This is a genomic window from Oceanobacillus salinisoli, assembly GCF_009733865.1.
GTDB lineage: Bacteria > Bacillota > Bacilli > Bacillales > Amphibacillaceae > Oceanobacillus > Oceanobacillus salinisoli.
On sequence record NZ_WOFB01000001.1, the window covers coordinates 161,300 to 183,050 of the forward strand.

The following is a 21,751-nucleotide window of genomic DNA, read 5'->3' on the forward strand; positions in this document are numbered from 1 at the left end:
CAAGGCAGAATAGGAAAATATGTTCTGTTAGTTAACGATTCATTTTGTTATAATTAACTTGTACAATGAGCTTTCGTGGGTGGTGGCTCACTCCCCTGATTTTAAAAAAGAAAGGGGGTGATGCCTATATGACGGTATATGAATCACTTGTTCTAATGATTTCCTTTGGAACATTGATTGTTGCAGTGCTGTCAAACCAAAAAAAATAACCACCCATAAAAGCTGGCCAGCGTTTGGGTAGTTACTTTTTTCCCATTCTGTGAGTCGCCCCCTTGAGGGCTATTGTACCGACTGCTAGTGTTACCAGCACTAGTGGTCTCTTTTTTAATGTATGCAATAATTCTATATTTATTATACCCTATATTTATTTGAATTAAAAACGTTAAGCATTCTAGGTGATAATCAGATAGTGGGGGCTTTTTTCATCCCTTACTTAAAATTATTAGAAGTGGAAGTCTTACAGCTGTTAATCTTGTGGTAAGTTACCGAATTTTCAGTAAGAAACTGGTTGTTTGTGTTAAAATAGATGGAGAATTTTTGTTTTTATGTAGTTGAAAAGGGAGTGAAAAGGATTAGTATTTTAAATTCAATAAAAGAACGTAGATCCATACATACCTTTAAAGAACGGGAAGTGGATTGGAATATTTTAAAGGAAATTTTTACATATGGCACTTATGCCCCGACGCATTATATGAAGGAGTCATGGAAAATAAAATTGTATCAGAGGAATGGCAAAACAGATTTCATTGACAAAATAATCGCAAGCTACCAGCGGATTGGAATGATAAAAAATGACAGAACAGAAAAAACGTTAAAGATGATTGAATCAATGAAAAGGTTTCTCTTATCGATTCCACATCATGCGGTTATTTATTATGAAAAACCCGAAGACCCAATTCGAAACGAAGAAGAATATGCTTCTGTGTGTGCCTTTATACAAAATGCCCAATTGGCTGCCTGGGAATACGGAGTAGGTATGTTATGGACAATCACACCTTACATGCATGACCCTGGTTTTTTAAATGAATTAGGCTTGGAGCACGATAAAGTGAAAATAGCTGCTGTGTTGCAAATTGGTTATCCTAAAAAGGTGCCTCAAGATAAAGGGAGAACGCCAATTGAGGAGAAAATGGAAGTAATCGAATAGAATGATCGGTCTTGAAAGGAAAAATGGTTGAAAAGGGCGGTCCAAATTAGCTGGTGTATCTAAATCTGAAGTACTTCTTGTCAAAACTCAGTTCCTATGAAACCGCTCGAGCGTGCTCTACATCAAATCAATCGAGCACCACCTCCAATCGATAGAGGCCGCATCGAAATCGCGCGAGCACTACATTCAATCGAACGAGCCCGCCCCGAACTCGCGCGAGCGCCACATCCAATCCGAGCGATCCCACATCGAAATCGCGCGAGCACCAAATCAAATCGAGCGAACCCGCCCCGAAATCGAGCGACCTTCCGTCCAAACCAAGCAAGCTCCACATCATTCCAAACAAAAACACCTTGCCTCCAATCGAGGACAAGGTGTTTTTTGCATTTATGAGTTATTCCGTTTTCTCTTTTATAAATTCAACTACTTCTTCCGCTGTTCCCATGGACAATAGTTTGTCTTTATGGGATGCGATAGTCTTTTGGGATAGCTCTCTAATTTGAGTGCGGGCTGGTAAAATCGATGTTGCGCTCATACTGAATTCATCTAATCCAAGCCCTAAAAGAATAGGAATGGCAATAGGATCACCAGCCATTTCCCCGCACATACCTGCCCATTTTCCTTCTTTATGAGCTGCCTCAATTACGTTATTTACTAAGTTAAGGATGGCTGGGTGATATGGCTGATACAAGTAGGAAACTTGTTCATTCATACGGTCTGCCGCCATAGTATATTGAATTAAGTCATTCGTTCCAATACTGAAGAAGTCCACTTCCTTTGCGAACTGATTAGCAATGACAGCGGTAGAAGGAATTTCAACCATAATCCCAACTTCAATATCATCGGAAACCTTGACACCGTCAGCTAGTAAGGATTCTTTTTCATCTAAAAGAATTGCTTTTGCTTGGTGGAACTCTTCTAATGTTGCAATCATCGGGAACATGATTTTTAAGTTTCCATATGCACTTGCACGGAGCAATGCACGTAATTGTGGTCGGAAAACATCTTCATTTTCCAAACAGAAACGAATTGCTCGGAAACCTAGGAATGGGTTTAATTCTTTTGGAAGATCGAGATAATTTAACTCTTTATCTCCGCCAACATCTAATGTACGCACAACAACAGGTTTGCCTTCCATGCGCTCAAGTACTGTTTTGTATGCTTCAAACTGTTCATCTTCGGATGGTAGTTCGCTTTTGCCCATGTATAGGAATTCAGTTCGGTAAAGGCCGACCCCTTCCCCACCATTGTTCAATACACCATCTACATCATCAGGTGTTCCAATATTAGCAACCAATTCTACTTGTTCCCCGTCTTTAGAGAAAGTAGGTTCATCCTTTAATTTAGCCCATTCTTCCTGCTGTTTTGCAAAGGACTCCTGCTTTTTACGGTAAGTGGCTACCTCTTCATCAGTAGGGTTAATGATTACTTTCCCTTCCAATCCGTCTATAATGACCATTTCATTTTGTTTCACAGAAGATGTAATTTCCTTTGTACCAACAACAGCCGGAATTTCAAGGGACCTTGCCATAATCGCGGAATGAGAAGTTCTTCCGCCAATGTCTGTAGCAAACCCCTTTACATATTGCCGGTTCAACTGTGCCGTATCTGAAGGTGTTAGGTCATTTGCGATAACGATTACCTCTTCATTAATTAATGCCGGATTAGGGAAGGATACACCTAATAAATGTGCCATCACACGCTTTGTTACGTCCTTAATATCTGCAGCACGTTCACGCATGTATTCGTTATCCATATTTTCAAACATTTGAACAAACATCGTGGAAACCTCTTCAAGCGCCGTTTCCGCCATGACTTTGTCCGTTGAAATTTTATCTTTCATAGGGTTAATCATTTCAGGGTCATTTAAAATAAGTAAATGCGCAGAGAAAATTTCTGCATGCTCGTCGCCTAGTGTGTTCTTCGTATGGGCTTTAATTTTCTCCAATTCTGATTTAGAGATTTCTAAAGCCTTGTCCAATTTTTCTATTTCTGCTTCCGGATTATCAATCGCTTTCTTTTCAAATGATAAATCTGGCGTTACCAATTGATAGGCTTTTGCGATTGCAATACCTGATGAAGCTGCAATTCCTTGTATCGAAGTCATATCTATTTCTTCAACCTTTCAATATAATGTTTTATAATTGCTTATATATACAAGCTGTAACGTTTCAAATCTATCACATATTGTGCGAGAGAATCAAACAATAGCAATTTTTGTCGAAAAATATTTATGTTTACGGTTTTAACCTTAATTTAATTGCTGGTTTATCCAATTGTCAATCACAGAATAGACTTCCTTTTTATTTAATTCGTTTAAAAGTTCATGTCTTGCTCCAATAAAAAGGAAAGTAGTTACATTTTCCAATCCCGTTCTTTCATATAATTTTGCAGTTTTCCATACTCCTTTTTCATAGTTACCTACTGGATCCTCGGAACCGCTTATCAATAACATAGGTAAATCTTTGCGGATGGAGTCAGGTTGCTGTTGAATGATATCCAGTCCCGACATTAAATCAACGAAAAATTTAGCTGTTGGCACGTAACCGGAAAGGGGGTCCTCTACGTATTTTTTGACCTCTTCTTCATCCCGTGATAACCAGTCATAGGCAGTTTTGTTTGATTTTATTTTTTTATTATAATTCCCAAATGCTAATTGATTCATTAACTTCGATTGTTTTTTTGCTGGTAGAAGGGATGCAAGTGCTTTTCCTGATTTCGTTATGGAAGGAGGGAACCCCCCTGTACCAGATAAAATAACTCCATCAATTAAATGGCTGTATTTTTGTACGTAATATCTTGCCAGAAAAGAGCCCATACTATGTCCCAAAAGAATAATAGGTGTGTTGGGATGTTTTTCCATAATCATTAATGTAATTTGATGTAGGTCTTCCATCGTTTTTAAAAATCCATCTTCATCAGCAAAATATCCTAATAACCCCTGTTTTAAACCGGTTTGACCATGCCCGCGATGATCATTTCCATAAACGATAAATCCTTTGTCGATCAGATAATTGGCAAAGGATTGATACCTGCCAATATGCTCAACCATCCCATGGGAGAGCTGGATGATTGCCTTTGGGTTAGGGTTTTCAGTATGCCATCTTTTTATGTAAATTTCGGTTTCATCTGATGATTTCATCCAAAAAGTTTGTTCCATGGAAATAATCCTTTCCTTATTTAACGTAATTTGTAAATATATCTTGCTAACCTTTTGATTTTTATGCTAAAGTATGTAATAGTTAGTGTCCGTTATAGGAGGTGTCATGGGAACATGGCTGGTTTGGTAAATACCTTATTAATTATTGATGCAATTGTTATGATTGCTTTCGTTCTGCTTCAGTCAGGAAAAAGTGCTGGGCTTTCTGGAGCTATTTCTGGTGGTGCGGAACAATTATTCGGTAAGCAAAAAGCCCGCGGAATGGATTTAGTACTTCATCGTGGAACAGTGATAACAGGTACTTTATTTTTTGTATTGGCTTTTATAAGTGGATATTTAGTATAATTATAATAGACCCTTATCACAATGAAAAGTGATAAGGGTTTATTTTAGTACGTTAGGAAAGTATAAAATTTTAGCACGAAGAGGATTCGACGTAGTTAAAATTTTAATGTACCAAGTATAAGAAAGTATAGATTTTTTGTTTCGATGTTTAGCTCCAACGCCCAGCGACTAGCGGACTTCCCTCACCTCCGTACGATAAGTCAACATCGACTCACTCCGTTCGTCGTGTTTCCTTTATCTCCTGCGGCTCAGTCCAGTCCGTACGTCGCTAAACGGGCGCTTGCGCTTTTCTAATGTTGTAAACTGGAAAATAAAGGGTATAGTATAGATAAGTTAGGAGATGCAATCATGAAAATAGTAAAACCAAAACCATTTACATTTGAAGCAGGTCCACGTGCTGTTTTATTATTGCATGGATTTACCGGTCATTCGGCTGACGTCCGCATGCTTGGCCGATTTCTGGAGAAGAAAGGGTATACGAGTCATGCACCGATTTACAGGGGGCATGGTGAACCACCAGAAGAATTACTGGAATCAAACTCTAAGCAATGGTGGGAAGATGTGAATAACGCATTAGAGCATTTAAAAGATCTCGGCTATGAAGAGATTGCTGTTGCAGGACTTTCCCTTGGTGGAGTTCTAGGCCTGAAACTTGCTTATTCCACCCAAATTAAAGCAGTGATTCCGATGTGTGCACCAATGTTCTTTGATAATGAGTTCCAATTGTCTAAAGGCTTTAGGGCATTTTCCAAAGAATATAAGAAGTTAGAAGGAAAAGATGAAACAACAATAGAAAAGGAAGTAAACCAGCTCATGACTGATTCCGAAGATCTTTTCAAAGATTTAGGAAAAACCATTACCGAGGTAAAAAATAATATTGATACCATTTATACACCAACCTTTGTGGTACAGGCTCGAAAGGATGAAATGATTAATACGGAGAGTGCTGTATACATTTATGAAAACGTGGAGTCAGATGAAAAAGATATGAAGTGGTATGAAGAATCTGAACATGTTATTACATTAGGTGATGAAAAAGATCAACTGCATGAGGATATTTATCAATTTTTGGAAAAGCTACATTGGAAAGAATGAGTAAAAAAGCCACTAAAGTACATAATAAAACAGAAAGTAGGTGATTCAAATGAAAGATAGAATACTTACATTTTTTAATGAATCAGGTACAAAGCCATTAGCTGTCGAGGAGATTGAACAGGAACTTGGCATTCAGGAGGCTGTTGATTTTAAAGAGCTTGTCATTGCATTAAATCAGCTGGAAGAAGCCGGTGAATTGGTGCGAACTAGAAAGAACCGCTTTGGACTACCTGAAAAAATGAATCTAATCCGTGGGAAAGTTCAAATGCATCAGAAAGGCTTTGCGTTTCTAATCCCGGATGAGGAAGGGCAAAGCGATGTATATATCCATGCATCTGATTTAGCTTCGGCAATGAATAATGATAAAGTGCTGGTCCGAATCGAAAAATATGGGAAAGACGGGGATCGCCCTGAAGGTCAAGTCATTCGGATATTAGAGCGTGCAGTTCATCAGGTTGTTGGTACGTTTGAAGATAATCGTTCTTTTGGGTTTGTTATTGCCGATGATAAACGAATACCAAATGATATTTTTATTCCTAAGGGTAGTACACATGGAGCGGTGGGCGGACATAAAGTCATTGCTCGTATTACGAAATATCCTGAAGGAAGAAAAAGTGCAGAGGGTGAAATTGTTCAAATCCTTGGACATAAAAATGACCCGGGAATTGATATCATCTCCATTATTTATAAACACGGTATTACGATAGATTTTCCGGAAGAAGTACTGGAACAAGCTGCAAATACACCAGAAACGATTGATGAAGAAGAAATCCAAGGTCGCCGTGACTTGCGTGATGAATTGATTGTTACCATTGATGGGGCAGACGCGAAGGATTTGGATGATGCGGTAACCGTCAAAAAATTGGATAATGGGAACTATAAGCTGGGTGTTTATATTGCTGATGTCAGTTATTATGTAGAAGAAGGTTCCCCCATTGATGTCGAAGCGTTTGAACGCGGTACAAGTGTCTATCTGGTAGACCGTGTTATCCCGATGATCCCGCATCGTTTATCAAATGGGATATGCTCCTTAAATCCGCAAGTCGACAGGTTAACTCTTGGCTGCGAGATGGAGATTAATACGAGCGGTCAGGTTGTCAATCACGAAATTTTCCAAAGTGTTATTAAGACGACGGAGCGGATGACCTATACTGATGTGAATAAAATACTGGTTGATAATGATGAGGAATTAAGAAGAAGGTATGAGCCACTGGTCCCAATGTTTGAAGAAATGGAGAAATTGGCTGAGATTCTTCGAGGGAAGCGGATGGGACGCGGTGCGATTGATTTTGACTTTAAAGAAGCGAAAGTATTAGTTGATGAGGAAGGAAAAGCAACGGATGTTATCTTACGTGAACGATCTGTTGCAGAACGGCTTATCGAAGAATTTATGCTGGCAGCGAATGAAACGATTGCGGAACACTTCCACTGGATGGATGTACCTTTTATTCACCGAATTCACGAGGATCCAGACGATGGGAAACTGCAGAATTTCTTTGAGTTTTTAGCAAGTCTTGGTATCGCCGTGAAAGGTACTGCAAATGAAATTCATCCACAAGCATTACAAAAAGTGCTGGAGGAAATTCAAGGTGAACCAGAGGAAATGATTGTTTCCAAATTGATGCTTCGTTCCATGAAACAAGCTAAATATGATCCGAACGGGATTGGTCACTTTGGTTTGGCGACGGACTTCTATACGCATTTTACTTCTCCAATTAGACGGTATCCGGATTTGATTGTGCATCGATTAATTCGAACTTATTTAATTAATAAGCAGTTGGACAAGAAAACGACAAGTCATTGGAAAGAAAGAATGCCAGAAATTGCTCGTCATACATCAGAAAGAGAACGTCGTGCAGTCGATGCAGAACGTGAGACGGATGAATTGAAAAAAGCAGAATTTATGCAGGATAAAGTCGGTGAAGAGTTCACTGGTGTGATTAGCTCTGTAACGAACTTTGGAATGTTTGTTGAACTGCCAAATACGATTGAGGGGCTTATTCACGTCAGCTTTTTAACAGATGATTATTATCATTATGATGACAGAAGTCATGCGCTGATTGGGGAAAGAACCGCGAATATTTACCGTGTTGGAGATGAAGTGAAAGTAAAAGTTGCAGGTGTCAATGTAGAAGAACATGCGGTAGATTTTGAATTAGTTGGTGCTGAACCGAGAAAACGCAAACCCCCAAAAAAAATAAAAACAGAAAATAAGCCGCGCAGTTCCAACAACAAACAAAATAAGCAAAAGAAACATAAGAAAAAGAAGAAGAAAAAATGAGCCTTCCGTCTAATGGAGGCTCATTTTTATGTGTATGTTAATAAGTACCAAGGAAATTATTAAAATAACAGCTCATCCTTTAAGAAAAATAATTTTAAGAACATGAGACAAATGCCCAGCATATACTTTCAATAACGATGGAAGTGAGTTTTGCATCAAGGAAAACTTATTGTTGACATCTAATTTATTGTCCCGTATACTACTTATTGATAATGAATATAATTTTTTAAAATAGAAAAGTATATACATCGGAGAGGAGTAACATCAAATGAATGATGTGTTGCTTGCGTTTTTATTTACATTATTTGCAGGTTTGGCAACAGGTGTCGGTAGTTTACTTGCATTCTTCGCAAAAACGACCAATACAAAATTCTTATCCTTTGCACTTGGATTATCTGCTGGGGTTATGATTTATGTATCCATGATTGAAATATTTTTTAAAGCAAAGGATTCGTTAACCGCTGCACTTGGTGAAACAAACGGTTATTGGTTAACCGTTATCAGCTTCTTTGCTGGAATGCTGCTGATTGGTTTAATTGATAAATTCATTCCTAAATATTCCAACCCGCACGAGGTAAAGAAAGTGGAGGATATGGAGAAATCGAAGTCCGTTGTTAAAGATCCTGACTTGATGAAAATGGGAGTATTTACGGCATTGGCTCTTGCTATTCACAATTTCCCGGAAGGAATTGCTACATTTATCTCAACATTACAAGACCCGACAATCGGTTTTGCCATAGCGGTTGCGGTAGCAATACACAATATCCCAGAAGGAATCGCCGTGTCGGTACCCATATATTACGCGACAAACGATAGGAAGAAAGCTTTTAAACTTTCCTTTTTATCCGGATTAGCAGAGCCTATTGGTGCCTTAGTAGCCTTTTTTATTTTGATGCCTTTCCTAACTGAGGTGATGTTTGGTGTTATTTTTGCAATGGTAGCGGGTATTATGATTTTTATCTCACTTGATGAATTACTTCCGGCGGCAAAAAGATATGATGAAGCACATTTATCCATTTACGGTGTTGTAACCGGGATGGCAGTTATGGCAATAAGCTTAATCCTTCTTGGCTAAATAATTGGAATGAGGATGATTATTTGCTAAAATAGAGGTTACGTGAGCAATAGGAGGAAACGCCTTATGCCAAAAGGACAAGGAAAAGCAATTGCACAAAATAAAAAAGCATCACATGATTATACGATTGAAGATACATTTGAAGCAGGAATCGTTTTAAAGGGTACAGAAATTAAATCATTACGAAATGGCCGCGTAAACCTGAAGGATTCTCATGCAAGAATAGATCGAAATGGGGAAGTACAATTAGTAAACATGCACATTCCCGAATATGAACAGGGGAATCGGTTTAACCACGATCCGACACGTTCCCGTAAATTATTATTACATCGAAAAGAAATAGATAAATTAATTGGATTGACCCAGCAGCAAGGCTATGCACTTGTTCCACTAAAATTATATATAAAGAACGGATATGCGAAAGTATTGATTGGCCTTGGTAAAGGGAAGAAAAAATATGATAAGCGGGAAGACCTGAAGAAAAAACAAATGAAGCGCGATATTGATAGAGCCATGAAGGAGCATTTGAACCGCTAGTATGTAATTTTTGCCAGCCCTTGATTTCTATAGAACGTTTGTTATAATAAGAATACAACTTCATAAATGAATGCTCATTTACTCCAAGAGCGTTTCTCATTTTTATGGGGACGTTACGGATTCGACAGGGGTAGATCGAGCTCAGGTTGCGCGTCGAGGTTACGGCTCGTAAAACGTTATCGCCTAAATATAACTGGCAAAACTAACAATCAACCTGCTTTAGCAGCTGCGTAAGTAGCCTAAAGCGATCCTTCCTGCCATCGCCCGTGTGGCAGTATTGAAGGGTCTCAAATCGAGCGGGCTACTCGCGACAATCCACTGTCTGAGGATGGTCGCTGAATTTAAACAGACTAGCTATCTGGAAGCCTGTTGGTAGGCTGAAGGAATAGCGAAGGATAATATACCAACTACACGTGTAGAAGCCTGAGTGACGATATCTCTGGACGTGGGTTCGATTAGTAAATTAGTCGCCTTTTGTGGTAACACAAAAGTGAAAAATTCGGCTTTATCGGTGAAACCTAAGTTGCTTAATTTATATTAAGTAATAGGGCAATACCGAGTGGTATGTGGAGTAATCCAACAGCCATGTATCGACTTATAGGCTACCATCATGATGGTAGTACTAGGATGCGAAATCCTACCATATTTGGTAAATTTACATTTCGCATAAGACGCCGAAGGACCTTATTTTCTAAGGTTCAAGATATAGTCAGTGCCATGACGAAAGTATGGAAGAGCATGTCCCACCGTCTCCACCAATACATATGTTGGTGGTTTTTTTGTGTTTGTGACTTAAAGCATAAATCTTCCTTTTAGGAAGGTTTATGCTTTATTGGTTTTAGGAAGATTTATGCTTGTATCAAAGAAAATAAAACACTTATATTGTGTTCATAAATCAATGAATATGGAAAAGCCTTTTTCACATACATAAGAAAGATTAGACAGGAGGGAGAGGGATATGCCTTTGGGTGCAGACAATTAGATGAGATTTAGTTTCAAAAAATTTTTACTATAAAAATAAACTAATTTTTTTTCTATGCAATTAATGCTCGTCCATTAAAAGGCTAAAAGTAGTGGTTGGTGTTAGTATAGTAATTGGGGGGGATATTTTTATTTCCTATTTATTCATTTAGGGTATTCATACATAACTATGTCAATTGCATAAGGATATATGTGAATAATATTGACTTAATAAAGGACTGAAAACTTTGTTTATAGTCCTCTATATTCATCTGTAAATTTCATTGAACAAGCTTGCAGTAATTATTGTATTACATAGTAGACTAAATACTGTGCAACAAGAGTCTTTACTTTTAAATAACTTTGTGAAGGATTACACTTAAATTAAAGAAGCAGGGTAGTTTAATAAAGTATTATTCATTATAACAATTTATCTATTGGGTTGAGGGGAGGAGTATAAATGCTAGGAATTAGTATGTTAATTGTTATTTTAATTATTTCATTTGGCAATTGGAAGAGTTACGGGCAATCAAAGAGAAAGAATTATAATACCAATGATACCGCCATATCCCAACATTTTTCCGCAAAGTTTTACATTCAGTTAAAAGGATATTGGTTTTTTAGATGAAGAAAACCATAAAAGGCAAGAGCTAGGGAGAAATTTCACCTAGCTCTTTTTTTGATGGTGAATAGAAAGAAGATATAGACTTTAATTGTTTAATTGCTTTGAGATTTTAAATAAATAGGTCTTTTTTACTATAAAATTAATGTTACTTTATGTCGATATAAAAAAATGCAATATTTAACTATTAAAAACGAAAATATTGCTACTGATATAAAAAATATTTAAAGGGGTGACATATACAGGGTACACAGAAAATCCATATGAGTGTTAATTTTAAAGGGGGAATTTGATGAGAAAGAGCTTTTTAATTTTTATAATCACTACATTATTAATATCAATCGCTATAACGGAATCACTTATTAAGAAGGCATACGCAAACGAAGATAGTGTAATTTCTTTAGGATCAGACAACCTAGTTGATTGGATGATTGATAAGGAGAATAATACTATTTATGCAATTACAACTAATGGCAATTTACATTACATATCTTTGGATTCATTTCAAATTATCAATACTTTTCAAATAGGTAAAAATCCAGTTGATCTTGATCGTCAAGATGGTCAGCTATACATATCCTTACCAGACTTTTCTACAATTAAAGTTTTTGATCTAACAACCGAGAAGGTTGTTAAGGATATCCAAACTTCATATAACCCGTATAGAATTGCGGTTAGTAATGATAAAATTTTTTATGTGGATGACCAAAGTGAAACGCTGTATGACTACAGCTTAGACACAGCCTCGGAAGTGGAAGTAACTGTTCAGGGAGAAAACTATTCGTCATTTTATAAGCCAGTATTACACCTAGAAGACGAAACAAATACATTATACATAGCTGAGACAAACTTATCAGGAACAGAACTAAATGCTATTTCTACCGTTGATTATGCAGTTAAAACCCAATCAACTTTTGACGAAGGATACGGATTCCCTTACCCGAAAAGACATTTGGTACTAGATGGCCAGGAGGTCTTTTTTGCGGGACATAAGATGAATCAGACTAATCTACAAGAGATCTATGGCGTTTATACAGAAGATTACAGCTCAAAAGCAAATAATATTACAGCAGCAGACGTAATTGCTGTTGATGAAAACTATGTTTACTCAACCAAAAGTATATTTAATAGAGATACATATAGGAAAATAGGCTCATTCACTTCCGAGGTTAGTCACATTTTAACAAATGGTCAGGAAAGATACATTTACAATGCCGATGATCATACCATTATCATAAACACTGATACCTATTTAGCTCCTTCTGTTGAGACACAGGTAATGAACAATAAGCTTCTGCTTAACCAACAAATAGATGATTGGGTCATGGATGAAGAAAATAATCGAATTTATGGTATTTCTGAGAGTAGTAATGAACTCATCTTCATCGATACAAATACAATGAGTATTGTTGGAAGACAGTTTATTGGTTCTATACCTACTGAAATTGAATATGTGGATGGAAAGCTATATGTTGCACTTTTTGGTGGTACAAAAGTAGCCGTGATGGAACCTATACCAAACTCACCAGTAACGTACATAACAACAAAGCAAAACCCATTTGAAATTGAAACAGATGGCACGAACTTGTATTATACAAAGGAAGATCAATGGGTTGATATTTATCATATTGACTTAAGCACGAATACGGAAAAAGTTATTGATCCCACTAATACAAATGTTTATAACTATTATGAAGCAAATATTGAACTAGATAGTCAAAATAACCTGTTATATATAGCAGAGTCTGGATTATCAGGTTCAAGTCTATATGTAATGAATTTAGTAGATGGTAGTCATGTGATGGAAACAGACTACGATGGTGGATATGGCTTTCCTTATCCTGGGCGTAAAATGTTAATAGATGATAAGTACGTCTATTATGCTGGATACAGATTACAAAAATCAGACATTACGGTAGAACAGGGGAGCTTTTTTGAGCAAGGTGAAGATTTAGTATCCTTGCAGGGGGATTATGTTTTCTCTACAAATAAAATCTATCATAAGGATACACTGCTACCGGTTTATACTTTTCCTAAGGATATCAAAATTAATCTAGCAAACACCAATAGTAAGGGGGAGATATTTCTATCTGTTCCTGAAAAGAATGCAATTTATAAGTTTGGCTCACTAGAAGAATTACAGCAACGTATCGTAAAGAATATTAGAAATAGTTTAAGTCCTAATGGGAATTTTCAATTGAATTGGGATATGATGACCGGTGACGGCTATAATATCTATGCCAAGAAAATTGATGCAGAAAAAATGAATTTGCTAAATACATCTCCATTATTTGATCAACAATATGTGGTAACTGATTCCCAGTTGAAAAACTGGTATGGGAATACAGTAAAATTTGGAGTCAAATCTGTATTCGGAGAAAGTGAATCTTCTGATATGAATACGATTGAATATACCTTTGATATTCCTGTTCCTTCTAATCTACAATCTAAATATGAGAAAGTACCGGTTGAATTAAAAGATCAATATGGTGAAACATTATTCACGGTATCTTGGGATCCAGTTAGTCTAATAGACGGCTATAATTTCTATTATTATACGAAGGGGAACACGGATAAAAGGAAAGTTAGTAATATACCAGCAGATGACCAAGAGGTTTCCTTCTCAAGCCAATTTTTTGAATCTTGGTATGGCAAAACCGTTTACTTTCAGGTTGCATCTGTTGTAAATGGAAAAGAATCGAAGTTATCTGAAACTCATAGTTATACATTTGAGAAAAAATCAGATACCGCAACTCTAGAAGAGCAACAGGAACAGGATGTACAGGAAGAAAATAAGGATAACCAACAATCGTCGTCTAATCAAACAACTGATAACAATACGGACAATGAGGAGTCACAAACAGATAAACAGCAAAGTGAAAAAACTGAACAATCACCTGAGATTGATTCAGAAAGGGATTCAACTATAACTAACGTAGATTCAGAAACGGAGCAAAATAACGATTCAGAAGAAGACGACATAACCTCGGAACAGAATTCACAGGATGATGGAAATAAAGTATATGTACAACATACAAGAGAAGGAAACATTGTAGTTGTTTCAGAAGAACAATTTAATAAACTTAGGAATAATTCTGAAGTCGTAATCGATTTAACTGACTCTGAGGAACCAACTAGCGAAGTCCTATTTACAACACATCAAATAATGGTATTAAAAAGAACCAATAGCAGTATTTCTATCGAAAAGGATACGACTAGTGTTATTCTCCCATCATCTATTTTCGATGAAAACGCACAAGAGACTAGAATAACACTAAAAAAAGAGGATGCTGTAACTGAGGCTATCAGTGATGTTTATGATTTTACAATCACCCAGGGAACAAATATACTTAGCCAATTCTCCGAGCCGGTATTATTATCGTTTAAGGTTGACACTAGTAAGATAGATAACCCTGAAAATGTAAAAATTTATTACTTTAATGAAGAGGATAAGATTTGGGAACTTATTGGTGGTATTTATAATGACGGTGTTGTGAAAGCAGAAACAAATCACTTTAGTAAATATGCTGTATTTGAAAAGGACCAAACAACATTAGTGGATGAAGATTCTCAAAAGAATGAGAATGTTGAGGAAAAAGGAAATGAAAACATTGATATTGAAGATAATTCCGAAAAAGGAAATTCTTCATCGTCAGTATTTATTTGGATTATTGTAGGGGTATTTGTGATTATTGGGTTAATCATTTTCTATATTAGAAAAAGAATATAAGTTTTTCCTTGAAGTATACTCCATTTTATTGTGGAGTGTACTTTTTTTATATGTATAGAATTTACCAATAATCAACAAAGTAGGTGTTATGAAGATAGCTTTTAGGATGGGAAGAGGGGTATTTTAAATAAGGTTCAAGCTAGTTCCAGCATTAAAAAAACCAGATTATAAACTATATGTGAGAGAAACAATTGAACTTGGTAAAATGTTAGTACGCAAAAACGCTTGGATATATTTAACTATTCAAGCTTTTTTTTGGTTTCATTTATATTGCTTTTTTTAACTAAAATCTCCTCTAAGTTAAGTGAAATACTTCACATTCCTATGAATTATAAGTAGGGACAGCCAGCAGTAAACTGCAGATTCGTTTATCTAGCAAACCGTGGGGATGAAAAAAACTAACTACTAATTGAAGATAATTATTTGACTATAGATGCGTATGGTTTTAAAATAAATAAAAATGATGAGATAACTTGGAATTTTATGATAGTTTAGCACGTTCGTAAATGAGGGGATGATAGGATGATTATACGTGATGCAGCAAAGAGTGAATTAGAACATCTAAAAAAATTAAGGTTAAGTGCATATAAGGAACATGAGAAAAAGCTCCCAAAAGATCATTGGAACGTACTCAAACAACAAATTTTGTCAGATGAAGATTCAAAATTCAATGTGGATCAAATTGTAGCAGAGCTTGATGGGGAAATAGTAGGGACAGTCGTTATGTTTCCGCCAAAAACAGAGTTATACACGGGTTTGCTTGATGAAGAGTTGGATTATCCAGAAATACGGAAGCTGGCTGTTTCGCCAAACTCTCGTGGAAAAGGTGTTGCTAAAGCGCTGATTTCCGAATGTATACAGCGTACAAAGCACAGAGGTTTTCGGAAAATAGGGTTGCATACTGCCGATTTTATGGAGAATGCAGTGAAACTATATGAGGATCTCGGATTTGAACGATTGCCCGAGTACGACTTTGAACCAGCAGATGATGGAATTATTGTGAAAGCTTTTAGGTTTGTTATTAAATAATGTAAAAGGGTTTAGGAGTAGGTTAAAATTAAACAAAAATGACACTTAGGAACTGTAGAGTTTTCTCTGCGGTTCTTTTATTTTGTATATAAATCCCTTTAGTTTTTCAGTTCATATAGTTCATACAAAAATGTTGACAATAACAACTTTCTAATATAAAATTATACTTAATTAAAGATATATTAATTAAAAATAAATGAGTTAACATGAATGAGTTTGGGGAATGCCTTGGTTGGGGGAGTGTGAATTGTCCATATTTCATGGCTTAGCAAAAGATAGACATTTAGCAAGGAATTTTTACCAATTTACCAGAAGATATTAGATGCCATTTTGAACTGAAAGATTGAGAAGACTACTAAAAATAGAATGAATAAGGAGATAAATTAGATGAAAAAAACAGCAGGTATCCATCATATAACTGCAATTGTCGGCCATCCACAGGAAAATGTAGATTTTTATGCAGGAGTATTAGGGTTAAGATTGGTGAAAAAAACCGTGAATTTCGATGATCCGGGAACATATCATCTTTACTTTGGTAATCATGGAGGCAAACCTGGAACAATTATTACCTTCTTCCCTTGGGTTGGAGCCTTTCAAGGGAAGATTGGCGGAGGACAGGTAGGGGTTACCACTTACGCCATTCCAGTTGGCTCCTTGTCCTTTTGGGAAAAGAGATTAGAAAAGCATAACATTGAATTCCGTAAATCTGAACGATTTGGTGAGACGTATCTTAAATTTGAGGATGTTCATGGTCTACAGCTGGAACTTGTAGAACGAGAAGAAGGTGAACCAAATAACTGGGCAGTTGGTGACGTGATGCCAGAAGTAGCTATTAAAGGATTTGGTGGGGCAATTCTATTATCGACCAATCCTGAGAAAACTGGGGAAACCCTTCAGGAAGTGATGGGACTTGAAAAAGTAGGAGAAGAAAATGATGTAGCACGATTTAAGTCCTATGGTGAAATTGGAAATATTATAGATATCAAACAAACTCAAGTTGAACGGGGACAAATGGGAGTAGGGACAGTGCACCATATTGCATGGCGTGCAAAAGATGATGAAGATCATTTGGATTGGCAGCAATATGTAGGCAGAAAAGGCTATGGAGTTACAGAAGTGAAGGATAGAAATTACTTTAATGCAATCTACTATAGAGAGCACGGCGAAATACTGTTTGAAATTGCAACAGACCCACCAGGATTTGCTCATGATGAGTCTTATGAATCAATGGGAGAAGAATTAAAATTACCATCACAGTATGAACAATACCGTGGGCAACTGGAAAATAGGTTAATTCCAATCGAAGTAAGAAATTTGGATAAATAAGGAGGACGATTCATGATTTCCTTTGATCCCAAAAAGAATACAGAGCGGGAAAATTATAAACTGTTAATTGGCAGTATTGTTCCTAGACCCATTGCGTTTGTAACAAGTGTTGCGGAAGATGGGACAGTAAATGGCGCACCATTTAGCTATTTCAATGTTGTTTCATCCAATCCGCCAATGCTGTCCATATCAACTCAGCGGAAAAATGGGGTTCAGAAAGATACAGCGCAAAATATAATAAAAAATAAAGATTTTGTTGTTCATATTGTGGATGAACAAAATGTTGAAAAAATTAATATCACGGCCGCATCCTTACCACCGGACGAAAGTGAAATTGAAAAGGCCGGTTTATCGCTGGTTGATAGTGAAAAAGTTTCGGTTCCAGGTATTAGAGAGGCCAAAGTACGATTTGAATGTACTTTGGAGCATTCACTTGAACTTGGTGAAAATGATTCAGTAGGGACCGATTTTCTCATTGGAAAGGTCGTTCAATTTTATATGGATGAGGCAATATATGAAAACGGGAGAATCAATCACCAAACACTTGGAGCTGTTAGCCGACTCGCTGGATCCAATTATGCAAAAATTGGTGAAGTATTTTCTATAGAGAGACCGAAATAAGGGGGGAGAGTAGGTTGAAAACATCCGGAATCCATCACATTACGGCGATTGTTAATGATCCACAAGTTAATGTTGATTTTTATTCCAGAATTTTAGGGTTAAGACTTGTGAAAAAAACGGTGAATTTTGATCGACCTGAAGTATATCACTTATATTTTGGGAACGAATCAGGGGACCCGGGAAGCATTATTACGTTCTTCCCATGGCCAAAACTTCCTAAAGGACGGGTAGGTACTGGACAAGTAGGAACAACGACTTATGTTGTTCCAAAAGGTTCCATGGATTTTTGGGAAAATCGGTTACGTGAATATGGAATATCACTCACATCAAATACCCGTTTTAATGAAACGTATATCGGGTTTGAAGACCCAGATGGATTAAAACTGGAATTAGTAGAGAGAGAAGAAGGACCAGATAATAGCTGGAGCTCGAAGGAAATCCCAACCAAATATGCCATTAAAGGATTTGGTGGTGCTACATTAAACTCCGTGCAGCCACATAAAACAGCAGATATTCTGGAAAATGTATTAGGCATGGAATTTGTGGCTCAAGAGGAAAATTATTTGCGTTTTAAAACAGATGCTTCTTTAGGAAATAAGCTGGATATCAAATTATCCCCATCCGTACGAGGGCTTCCTGGTGCAGGAACGATTCATCACATTGCATGGAGAGCAAAGGATGAAAAAGAGCATAAAAACTGGAGAACATTATTGGAAGAAAAAGAGTATAAACCGACGGAAATAAAGGAACGTAACTACTTTAAAGCCATTTATTTTTATGAGCCAGGCGGAATCCTTTTTGAAATCGCAACGGATCCTCCGGGCTTTACAGTGGATGAAGCGCCTGAAGAACTTGGTACGAAGTTAATGCTCCCAAGCTGGTTTGAGCCTAAGAGGAAAGAATTTGAAGAGATTTTACCACCAATTGGTGTTCATTTTGGCAAATAGTGCTGAGAGATAAAGTAGTCTTATAGTATTGAACAAAAAGGTAGAGGTGATACAATGGTTACTCTTTATATAACACCGTGCTGTACATCTTGCAGAAAAGCAAAAGCATGGTTTCAGGAAAATGACATTCCGTTTCATGAACGTAATATTTATTCTGAAGCCTTAACCATTCATGAGATAAAAGAAATACTCCAGCTAACTGAAAATGGGACGGAAGAAATTATTTCCACCCGCTCAAAAGTATTTCAGGAATTAGGGGCCGATATTGATGAATTGCCAATGAATGAGCTATATGCTTTCATTCATGCAAATCCTGGAATTTTAAAAAGGCCGATTATTTCTGACGGGAAAAGACTGCAGGTAGGCTATAATGAAGAAGAGATTCGTAGTTTCCTGCCTCGGTCTACTCGGACTCTTCATTTACATGAAGCTCAGAAAATGCTCGATGAATCTGCATAGGGCAGAATAGTTACTAGGTTGTGTTTAGACGTAATGCCGACAAATAAAAAAATACGCATAAAAGGTTGCTTCCTTTTATGCGTATTTTTTATTGTTTCACGCCCACCAAGACGTTATTGCTAGTAGGTGAAAGCTCGACCCAAGTATGCTGTGAAGACGCTTGGTAGCTAAAAAGGAGTCACTGTCATGGTGCAACACTTCTAACCGGACAACAAAAACTATTAATTCTTTACTATCCCCGGCCCAAATAAATGCATAGGATAATTTATAAAATGTGAAGGGATTGATAAAAATGTACTATGTTCCTTATATGTATCCTTGTCAATATCCTATTAATTATAATGTACCAATGTATGATTTCAGAAAGCATTCAGTTCAATGGCAATACGCAAACAGCTCTAATTCTTTTCGCCCTGTCAATGGTGATGGGAGAATAGCACTAACAGATTATGGACCAAGACCATTTGTAGTTAATATTAATGAAGTAACAAAGCAAAACAATACGTTTCGTACTGCTCTATGGACAGGATCACAATTTCAAGTTACTTTAATGAGTCTTGATGTTGGCGAAGATATTGGTTTAGAAATGCATCCTGACGTTGATCAATTTTTACGTGTTGAACAAGGCCAGGGGATTGTTCGAATGGGTGAGAGTAGAAATGATTTGAACTTTGAAAGGAATGTCTATGATGATTCTGCAGTCATCATTCCTGCTGGAACATGGCATAATCTGATAAATACCGGTACTGTACCACTTAAACTTTATTCGATTTATGCTCCACCTAACCATCCATTTGGTACAGTTCATGTTACTAAAGCAGATGCAATGGCTGCGGAAGAAGGTCATGCCAATAAGCAATAAGGCTTTTTATGAATGGCGGTTCTTTTGCCAAAACAGAAGCAAAAGAACCGCCACATTGCTTTTAAACTGGGAGTTTCACTTGATAATTTTTGGCCATTTCCACAGCTGCTTCTGCATGAATATGTCCCCAAGTATCTTGAAGGGTAGGCTGTGAAGTGGCTTTTAAAATACTTTTTACATCATTTGGGCTAAGATTCGGGTTCGCTTCCAACATGAGGGCGATGACACCTGCACATATTGGGGTAGCCATAGATGTACCAGATAATTGAATATAATTTTCATCAATAATTTGTTCAGGTAGTTGGGATTCGATTGCCGACCCTGGAGCTAAAGGAGCGATAATATTAGTACCAGGTGCATAAATGTCTGGTTTGACAAAAGAGTCGATCGTTGGCCCTCTGCTTGAGTAATCAGCTATCACATCATCGCTACGTTCGACTGTATCCTGATCATTAGTAGAACCGACTGTAATAATAAAAGGATCAATAGCCGGTGTGCTAATGGTTGAGGCAGATGGACCACTATTACCTGCAGCTGCACATACGACAATGCCATGATGCCAAGCTTCTTGTACGGCAATAGTTAATGGATCGTCTCGAAAAGATTCATATGCTGGAGCGCCGAGTGAAAGGGAGATGATACGAATTTGATGTTCATCATAGTGATCTACACACCATTCAATGCCTTCAATAATCGTTGATAACCTACCACCACCATTCTTATCTAAAACCTTTACTCCGACAATAGAGGCCTCTGGTGCTGGACTTATATATTTTCCATTGGATAAGTGCCCATTCCCAGCGGCATCACCGGCACAATGTGTTCCATGTCCGTTATCATCATACGGTTCATTTTTTCCGTTGATAAAATCCTGAAAGCTAATGATCCGGTTTGATGGGCTCGTCAAGTCTTCATGCGGATGAACACCAGTATCAATGACCGCAATCGCTACTCCTTTTCCGGTTAAATCATATTCCTTATGAACATTTGCAGCTCCTATATGTTCATTGGCAACATCCAGAAAAGCATTGACTTCCCGGTCATAGAAGATACGATCTACTGCTTCATGGTCTTTAATTTGCTTAATCATTCCGGGTGTTAAATAGCCTCGCATACCATGAATAAGTTTGAGTTCTTGGTCTAGTTTATTGTGGGAATCTACATTACAGGTTTTACAAAGGTCGTCTTGCAAATCTTTGTCACAGTTATTTTTCAAGTGGATAATGACAGGGATTTCATTCGTACTCGTTTCATTCGGATCTTCTTTTCTGTTCACCCTTAGTTTATCTACTAATCCAGGGTCCAATTTTTTACCAGCTTCTTCAAACCAAACTCTTGTCCTATTACTCAATCGTTCTCCTCCTTTAAATAATAGTTTAAGTGATATAGTTCATTAGAAGTTTCTAGTTGTCCTATTAACTCATCAGAAGGTCCTTCAACCTTCTATTTATATCGTATCAATTTAAAGTTGCAGGAACAATCGGACAACTTAACTATCTTTTGAAAAGATAATGTAAAAAAATACTAGATCATTGTATAAAATGGCGAAGAAACG

18 protein-coding genes and 1 other RNA gene are annotated in these 21,751 nt (G+C 37.0%); 16 read left to right on the forward strand and 3 right to left on the reverse strand.

Features of this window, described 5'->3' with window-relative positions; all coding sequences use genetic code 11:
• Positions 1-128: 128 nt before the first annotated feature.
• Positions 129-209 carry a putative holin-like toxin gene (locus GMJ66_RS21115; protein WP_407939181.1) on the forward strand — a complete coding sequence of 27 codons (81 nt, stop codon included), beginning with the start codon at positions 129-131 and terminating at the stop codon, positions 207-209.
• A 317-nt stretch (positions 210-526) separates the two neighbouring features.
• Positions 527-1,147: a nitroreductase family protein gene (locus tag GMJ66_RS00705; RefSeq protein ID WP_156288404.1), complete on the forward strand. Its 621-nt coding sequence runs from the start codon at positions 527-529 to the stop codon at positions 1,145-1,147.
• 394 nt (positions 1,148-1,541) lie between these two features.
• Here GMJ66_RS00705 and ptsP read toward each other — a convergent pair whose 3' ends face one another.
• Complete coding sequence (ptsP, locus tag GMJ66_RS00710; RefSeq protein ID WP_156288405.1) at positions 1,542-3,254, reverse strand: phosphoenolpyruvate--protein phosphotransferase; 1,713 nt, start codon at positions 3,252-3,254, stop codon at positions 1,542-1,544.
• Positions 3,255-3,398: 144 nt separating this feature from the next.
• Positions 3,399-4,307: an alpha/beta hydrolase gene (locus tag GMJ66_RS00715; RefSeq protein ID WP_156288406.1), complete on the reverse strand. Its 909-nt coding sequence runs from the start codon at positions 4,305-4,307 to the stop codon at positions 3,399-3,401.
• Positions 4,308-4,421: 114 nt separating this feature from the next.
• Between GMJ66_RS00715 and secG the strand changes: the two genes are divergently transcribed.
• The 14 genes from secG (at position 4,422) to GMJ66_RS00785 (ending at position 20,196) form a co-directional block, all read left to right on the forward strand.
• Entirely contained in the window at positions 4,422-4,652 is a 231-nt protein-coding gene (gene secG / locus GMJ66_RS00720) for a preprotein translocase subunit SecG (protein WP_156288408.1), read from the forward strand.
• Between the two features lie 348 nt (positions 4,653-5,000).
• On the forward strand, positions 5,001-5,747 hold the full coding sequence (locus tag GMJ66_RS00725; RefSeq protein WP_156288410.1) for an alpha/beta hydrolase: 747 nt from the start codon (positions 5,001-5,003) through the stop codon (positions 5,745-5,747).
• Positions 5,748-5,796: 49 nt separating this feature from the next.
• Positions 5,797-8,028: a ribonuclease R gene (rnr, locus tag GMJ66_RS00730; RefSeq protein WP_156288412.1), complete on the forward strand. Its 2,232-nt coding sequence runs from the start codon at positions 5,797-5,799 to the stop codon at positions 8,026-8,028.
• Between the two features lie 268 nt (positions 8,029-8,296).
• Positions 8,297-9,103 (forward strand): zinc transporter ZupT, encoded by an 807-nt coding sequence (gene zupT, locus GMJ66_RS00735; protein WP_156288414.1) that lies wholly within the window; start codon positions 8,297-8,299, stop codon positions 9,101-9,103.
• A gap of 66 nt (positions 9,104-9,169) precedes the next feature.
• The gene (smpB, locus tag GMJ66_RS00740; RefSeq protein ID WP_156288416.1) at positions 9,170-9,640 is read left to right on the forward strand and encodes an SsrA-binding protein SmpB; all 471 of its coding nucleotides are present in this window, start codon (positions 9,170-9,172) and stop codon (positions 9,638-9,640) included.
• 114 nt (positions 9,641-9,754) lie between these two features.
• Positions 9,755-10,098, forward strand: a transfer-messenger RNA (tmRNA) gene (gene ssrA, locus GMJ66_RS00745).
• 962 nt (positions 10,099-11,060) lie between these two features.
• Positions 11,061-11,228, forward strand: coding sequence for a hypothetical protein (locus tag GMJ66_RS00750; RefSeq protein ID WP_156288418.1), 168 nt, complete (start codon positions 11,061-11,063; stop codon positions 11,226-11,228).
• Between the two features lie 286 nt (positions 11,229-11,514).
• A complete protein-coding gene (locus GMJ66_RS00755) occupies positions 11,515-14,952 on the forward strand; it encodes a YncE family protein (RefSeq protein ID WP_156288421.1) in 3,438 nt (1,145 codons plus the stop codon).
• 522 nt (positions 14,953-15,474) lie between these two features.
• Entirely contained in the window at positions 15,475-15,981 is a 507-nt protein-coding gene (locus GMJ66_RS00760) for a GNAT family N-acetyltransferase (RefSeq protein WP_156288423.1), read from the forward strand.
• A gap of 387 nt (positions 15,982-16,368) precedes the next feature.
• Complete coding sequence (locus GMJ66_RS00765; RefSeq protein ID WP_156288425.1) at positions 16,369-17,307, forward strand: ring-cleaving dioxygenase; 939 nt, start codon at positions 16,369-16,371, stop codon at positions 17,305-17,307.
• 12 nt (positions 17,308-17,319) lie between these two features.
• A complete protein-coding gene (locus GMJ66_RS00770) occupies positions 17,320-17,928 on the forward strand; it encodes a flavin reductase family protein (protein WP_156288427.1) in 609 nt (202 codons plus the stop codon).
• A gap of 14 nt (positions 17,929-17,942) precedes the next feature.
• A complete protein-coding gene (locus tag GMJ66_RS00775) occupies positions 17,943-18,875 on the forward strand; it encodes a ring-cleaving dioxygenase (protein ID WP_156288429.1) in 933 nt (310 codons plus the stop codon).
• Between the two features lie 54 nt (positions 18,876-18,929).
• Positions 18,930-19,334, forward strand: a complete 405-nt coding sequence (spxA, locus tag GMJ66_RS00780; protein ID WP_156288431.1) for a transcriptional regulator SpxA — start codon at positions 18,930-18,932, stop codon at positions 19,332-19,334.
• Positions 19,335-19,626: 292 nt separating this feature from the next.
• Complete coding sequence (locus tag GMJ66_RS00785; protein ID WP_156288433.1) at positions 19,627-20,196, forward strand: cupin domain-containing protein; 570 nt, start codon at positions 19,627-19,629, stop codon at positions 20,194-20,196.
• 61 nt (positions 20,197-20,257) lie between these two features.
• On the opposite strand, the gene GMJ66_RS00790 is transcribed toward GMJ66_RS00785, so the two are convergent.
• Positions 20,258-21,547, reverse strand: coding sequence for a S8 family peptidase (locus GMJ66_RS00790; protein WP_156288435.1), 1,290 nt, complete (start codon positions 21,545-21,547; stop codon positions 20,258-20,260).
• Positions 21,548-21,751 lie beyond the last annotated feature (204 nt).

Bases quoted from the DNA above. Each gene is read 5' to 3' on its own strand.
- secG (WP_156288408.1), top strand. From the start codon at position 4,422: ATGGCTGGTTTGGTAAATACCTTATTAATTATTGATGCAATTGTTATG.
- GMJ66_RS00725 (WP_156288410.1), top strand. From the start codon at position 5,001: ATGAAAATAGTAAAACCAAAACCATTTACATTTGAAGCAGGTCCACGT.
- ptsP (WP_156288405.1), bottom strand. From the start codon at position 3,254: ATGACTTCGATACAAGGAATTGCAGCTTCATCAGGTATTGCAATCGCA.
- GMJ66_RS00750 (WP_156288418.1), top strand. From the start codon at position 11,061: ATGCTAGGAATTAGTATGTTAATTGTTATTTTAATTATTTCATTTGGC.
- rnr (WP_156288412.1), top strand. From the start codon at position 5,797: ATGAAAGATAGAATACTTACATTTTTTAATGAATCAGGTACAAAGCCA.
- GMJ66_RS00755 (WP_156288421.1), top strand. From the start codon at position 11,515: ATGAGAAAGAGCTTTTTAATTTTTATAATCACTACATTATTAATATCA.
- GMJ66_RS00705 (WP_156288404.1), top strand. From the start codon at position 527: ATGGAGAATTTTTGTTTTTATGTAGTTGAAAAGGGAGTGAAAAGGATT.
- GMJ66_RS21115 (WP_407939181.1), top strand. From the start codon at position 129: ATGACGGTATATGAATCACTTGTTCTAATGATTTCCTTTGGAACATTG.
- GMJ66_RS00770 (WP_156288427.1), top strand. From the start codon at position 17,320: ATGATTTCCTTTGATCCCAAAAAGAATACAGAGCGGGAAAATTATAAA.
- GMJ66_RS00765 (WP_156288425.1), top strand. From the start codon at position 16,369: ATGAAAAAAACAGCAGGTATCCATCATATAACTGCAATTGTCGGCCAT.
- zupT (WP_156288414.1), top strand. From the start codon at position 8,297: ATGAATGATGTGTTGCTTGCGTTTTTATTTACATTATTTGCAGGTTTG.
- smpB (WP_156288416.1), top strand. From the start codon at position 9,170: ATGCCAAAAGGACAAGGAAAAGCAATTGCACAAAATAAAAAAGCATCA.
- GMJ66_RS00760 (WP_156288423.1), top strand. From the start codon at position 15,475: ATGATTATACGTGATGCAGCAAAGAGTGAATTAGAACATCTAAAAAAA.
- GMJ66_RS00715 (WP_156288406.1), bottom strand. From the start codon at position 4,307: ATGGAACAAACTTTTTGGATGAAATCATCAGATGAAACCGAAATTTAC.
- spxA (WP_156288431.1), top strand. From the start codon at position 18,930: ATGGTTACTCTTTATATAACACCGTGCTGTACATCTTGCAGAAAAGCA.
- GMJ66_RS00785 (WP_156288433.1), top strand. From the start codon at position 19,627: ATGTACTATGTTCCTTATATGTATCCTTGTCAATATCCTATTAATTAT.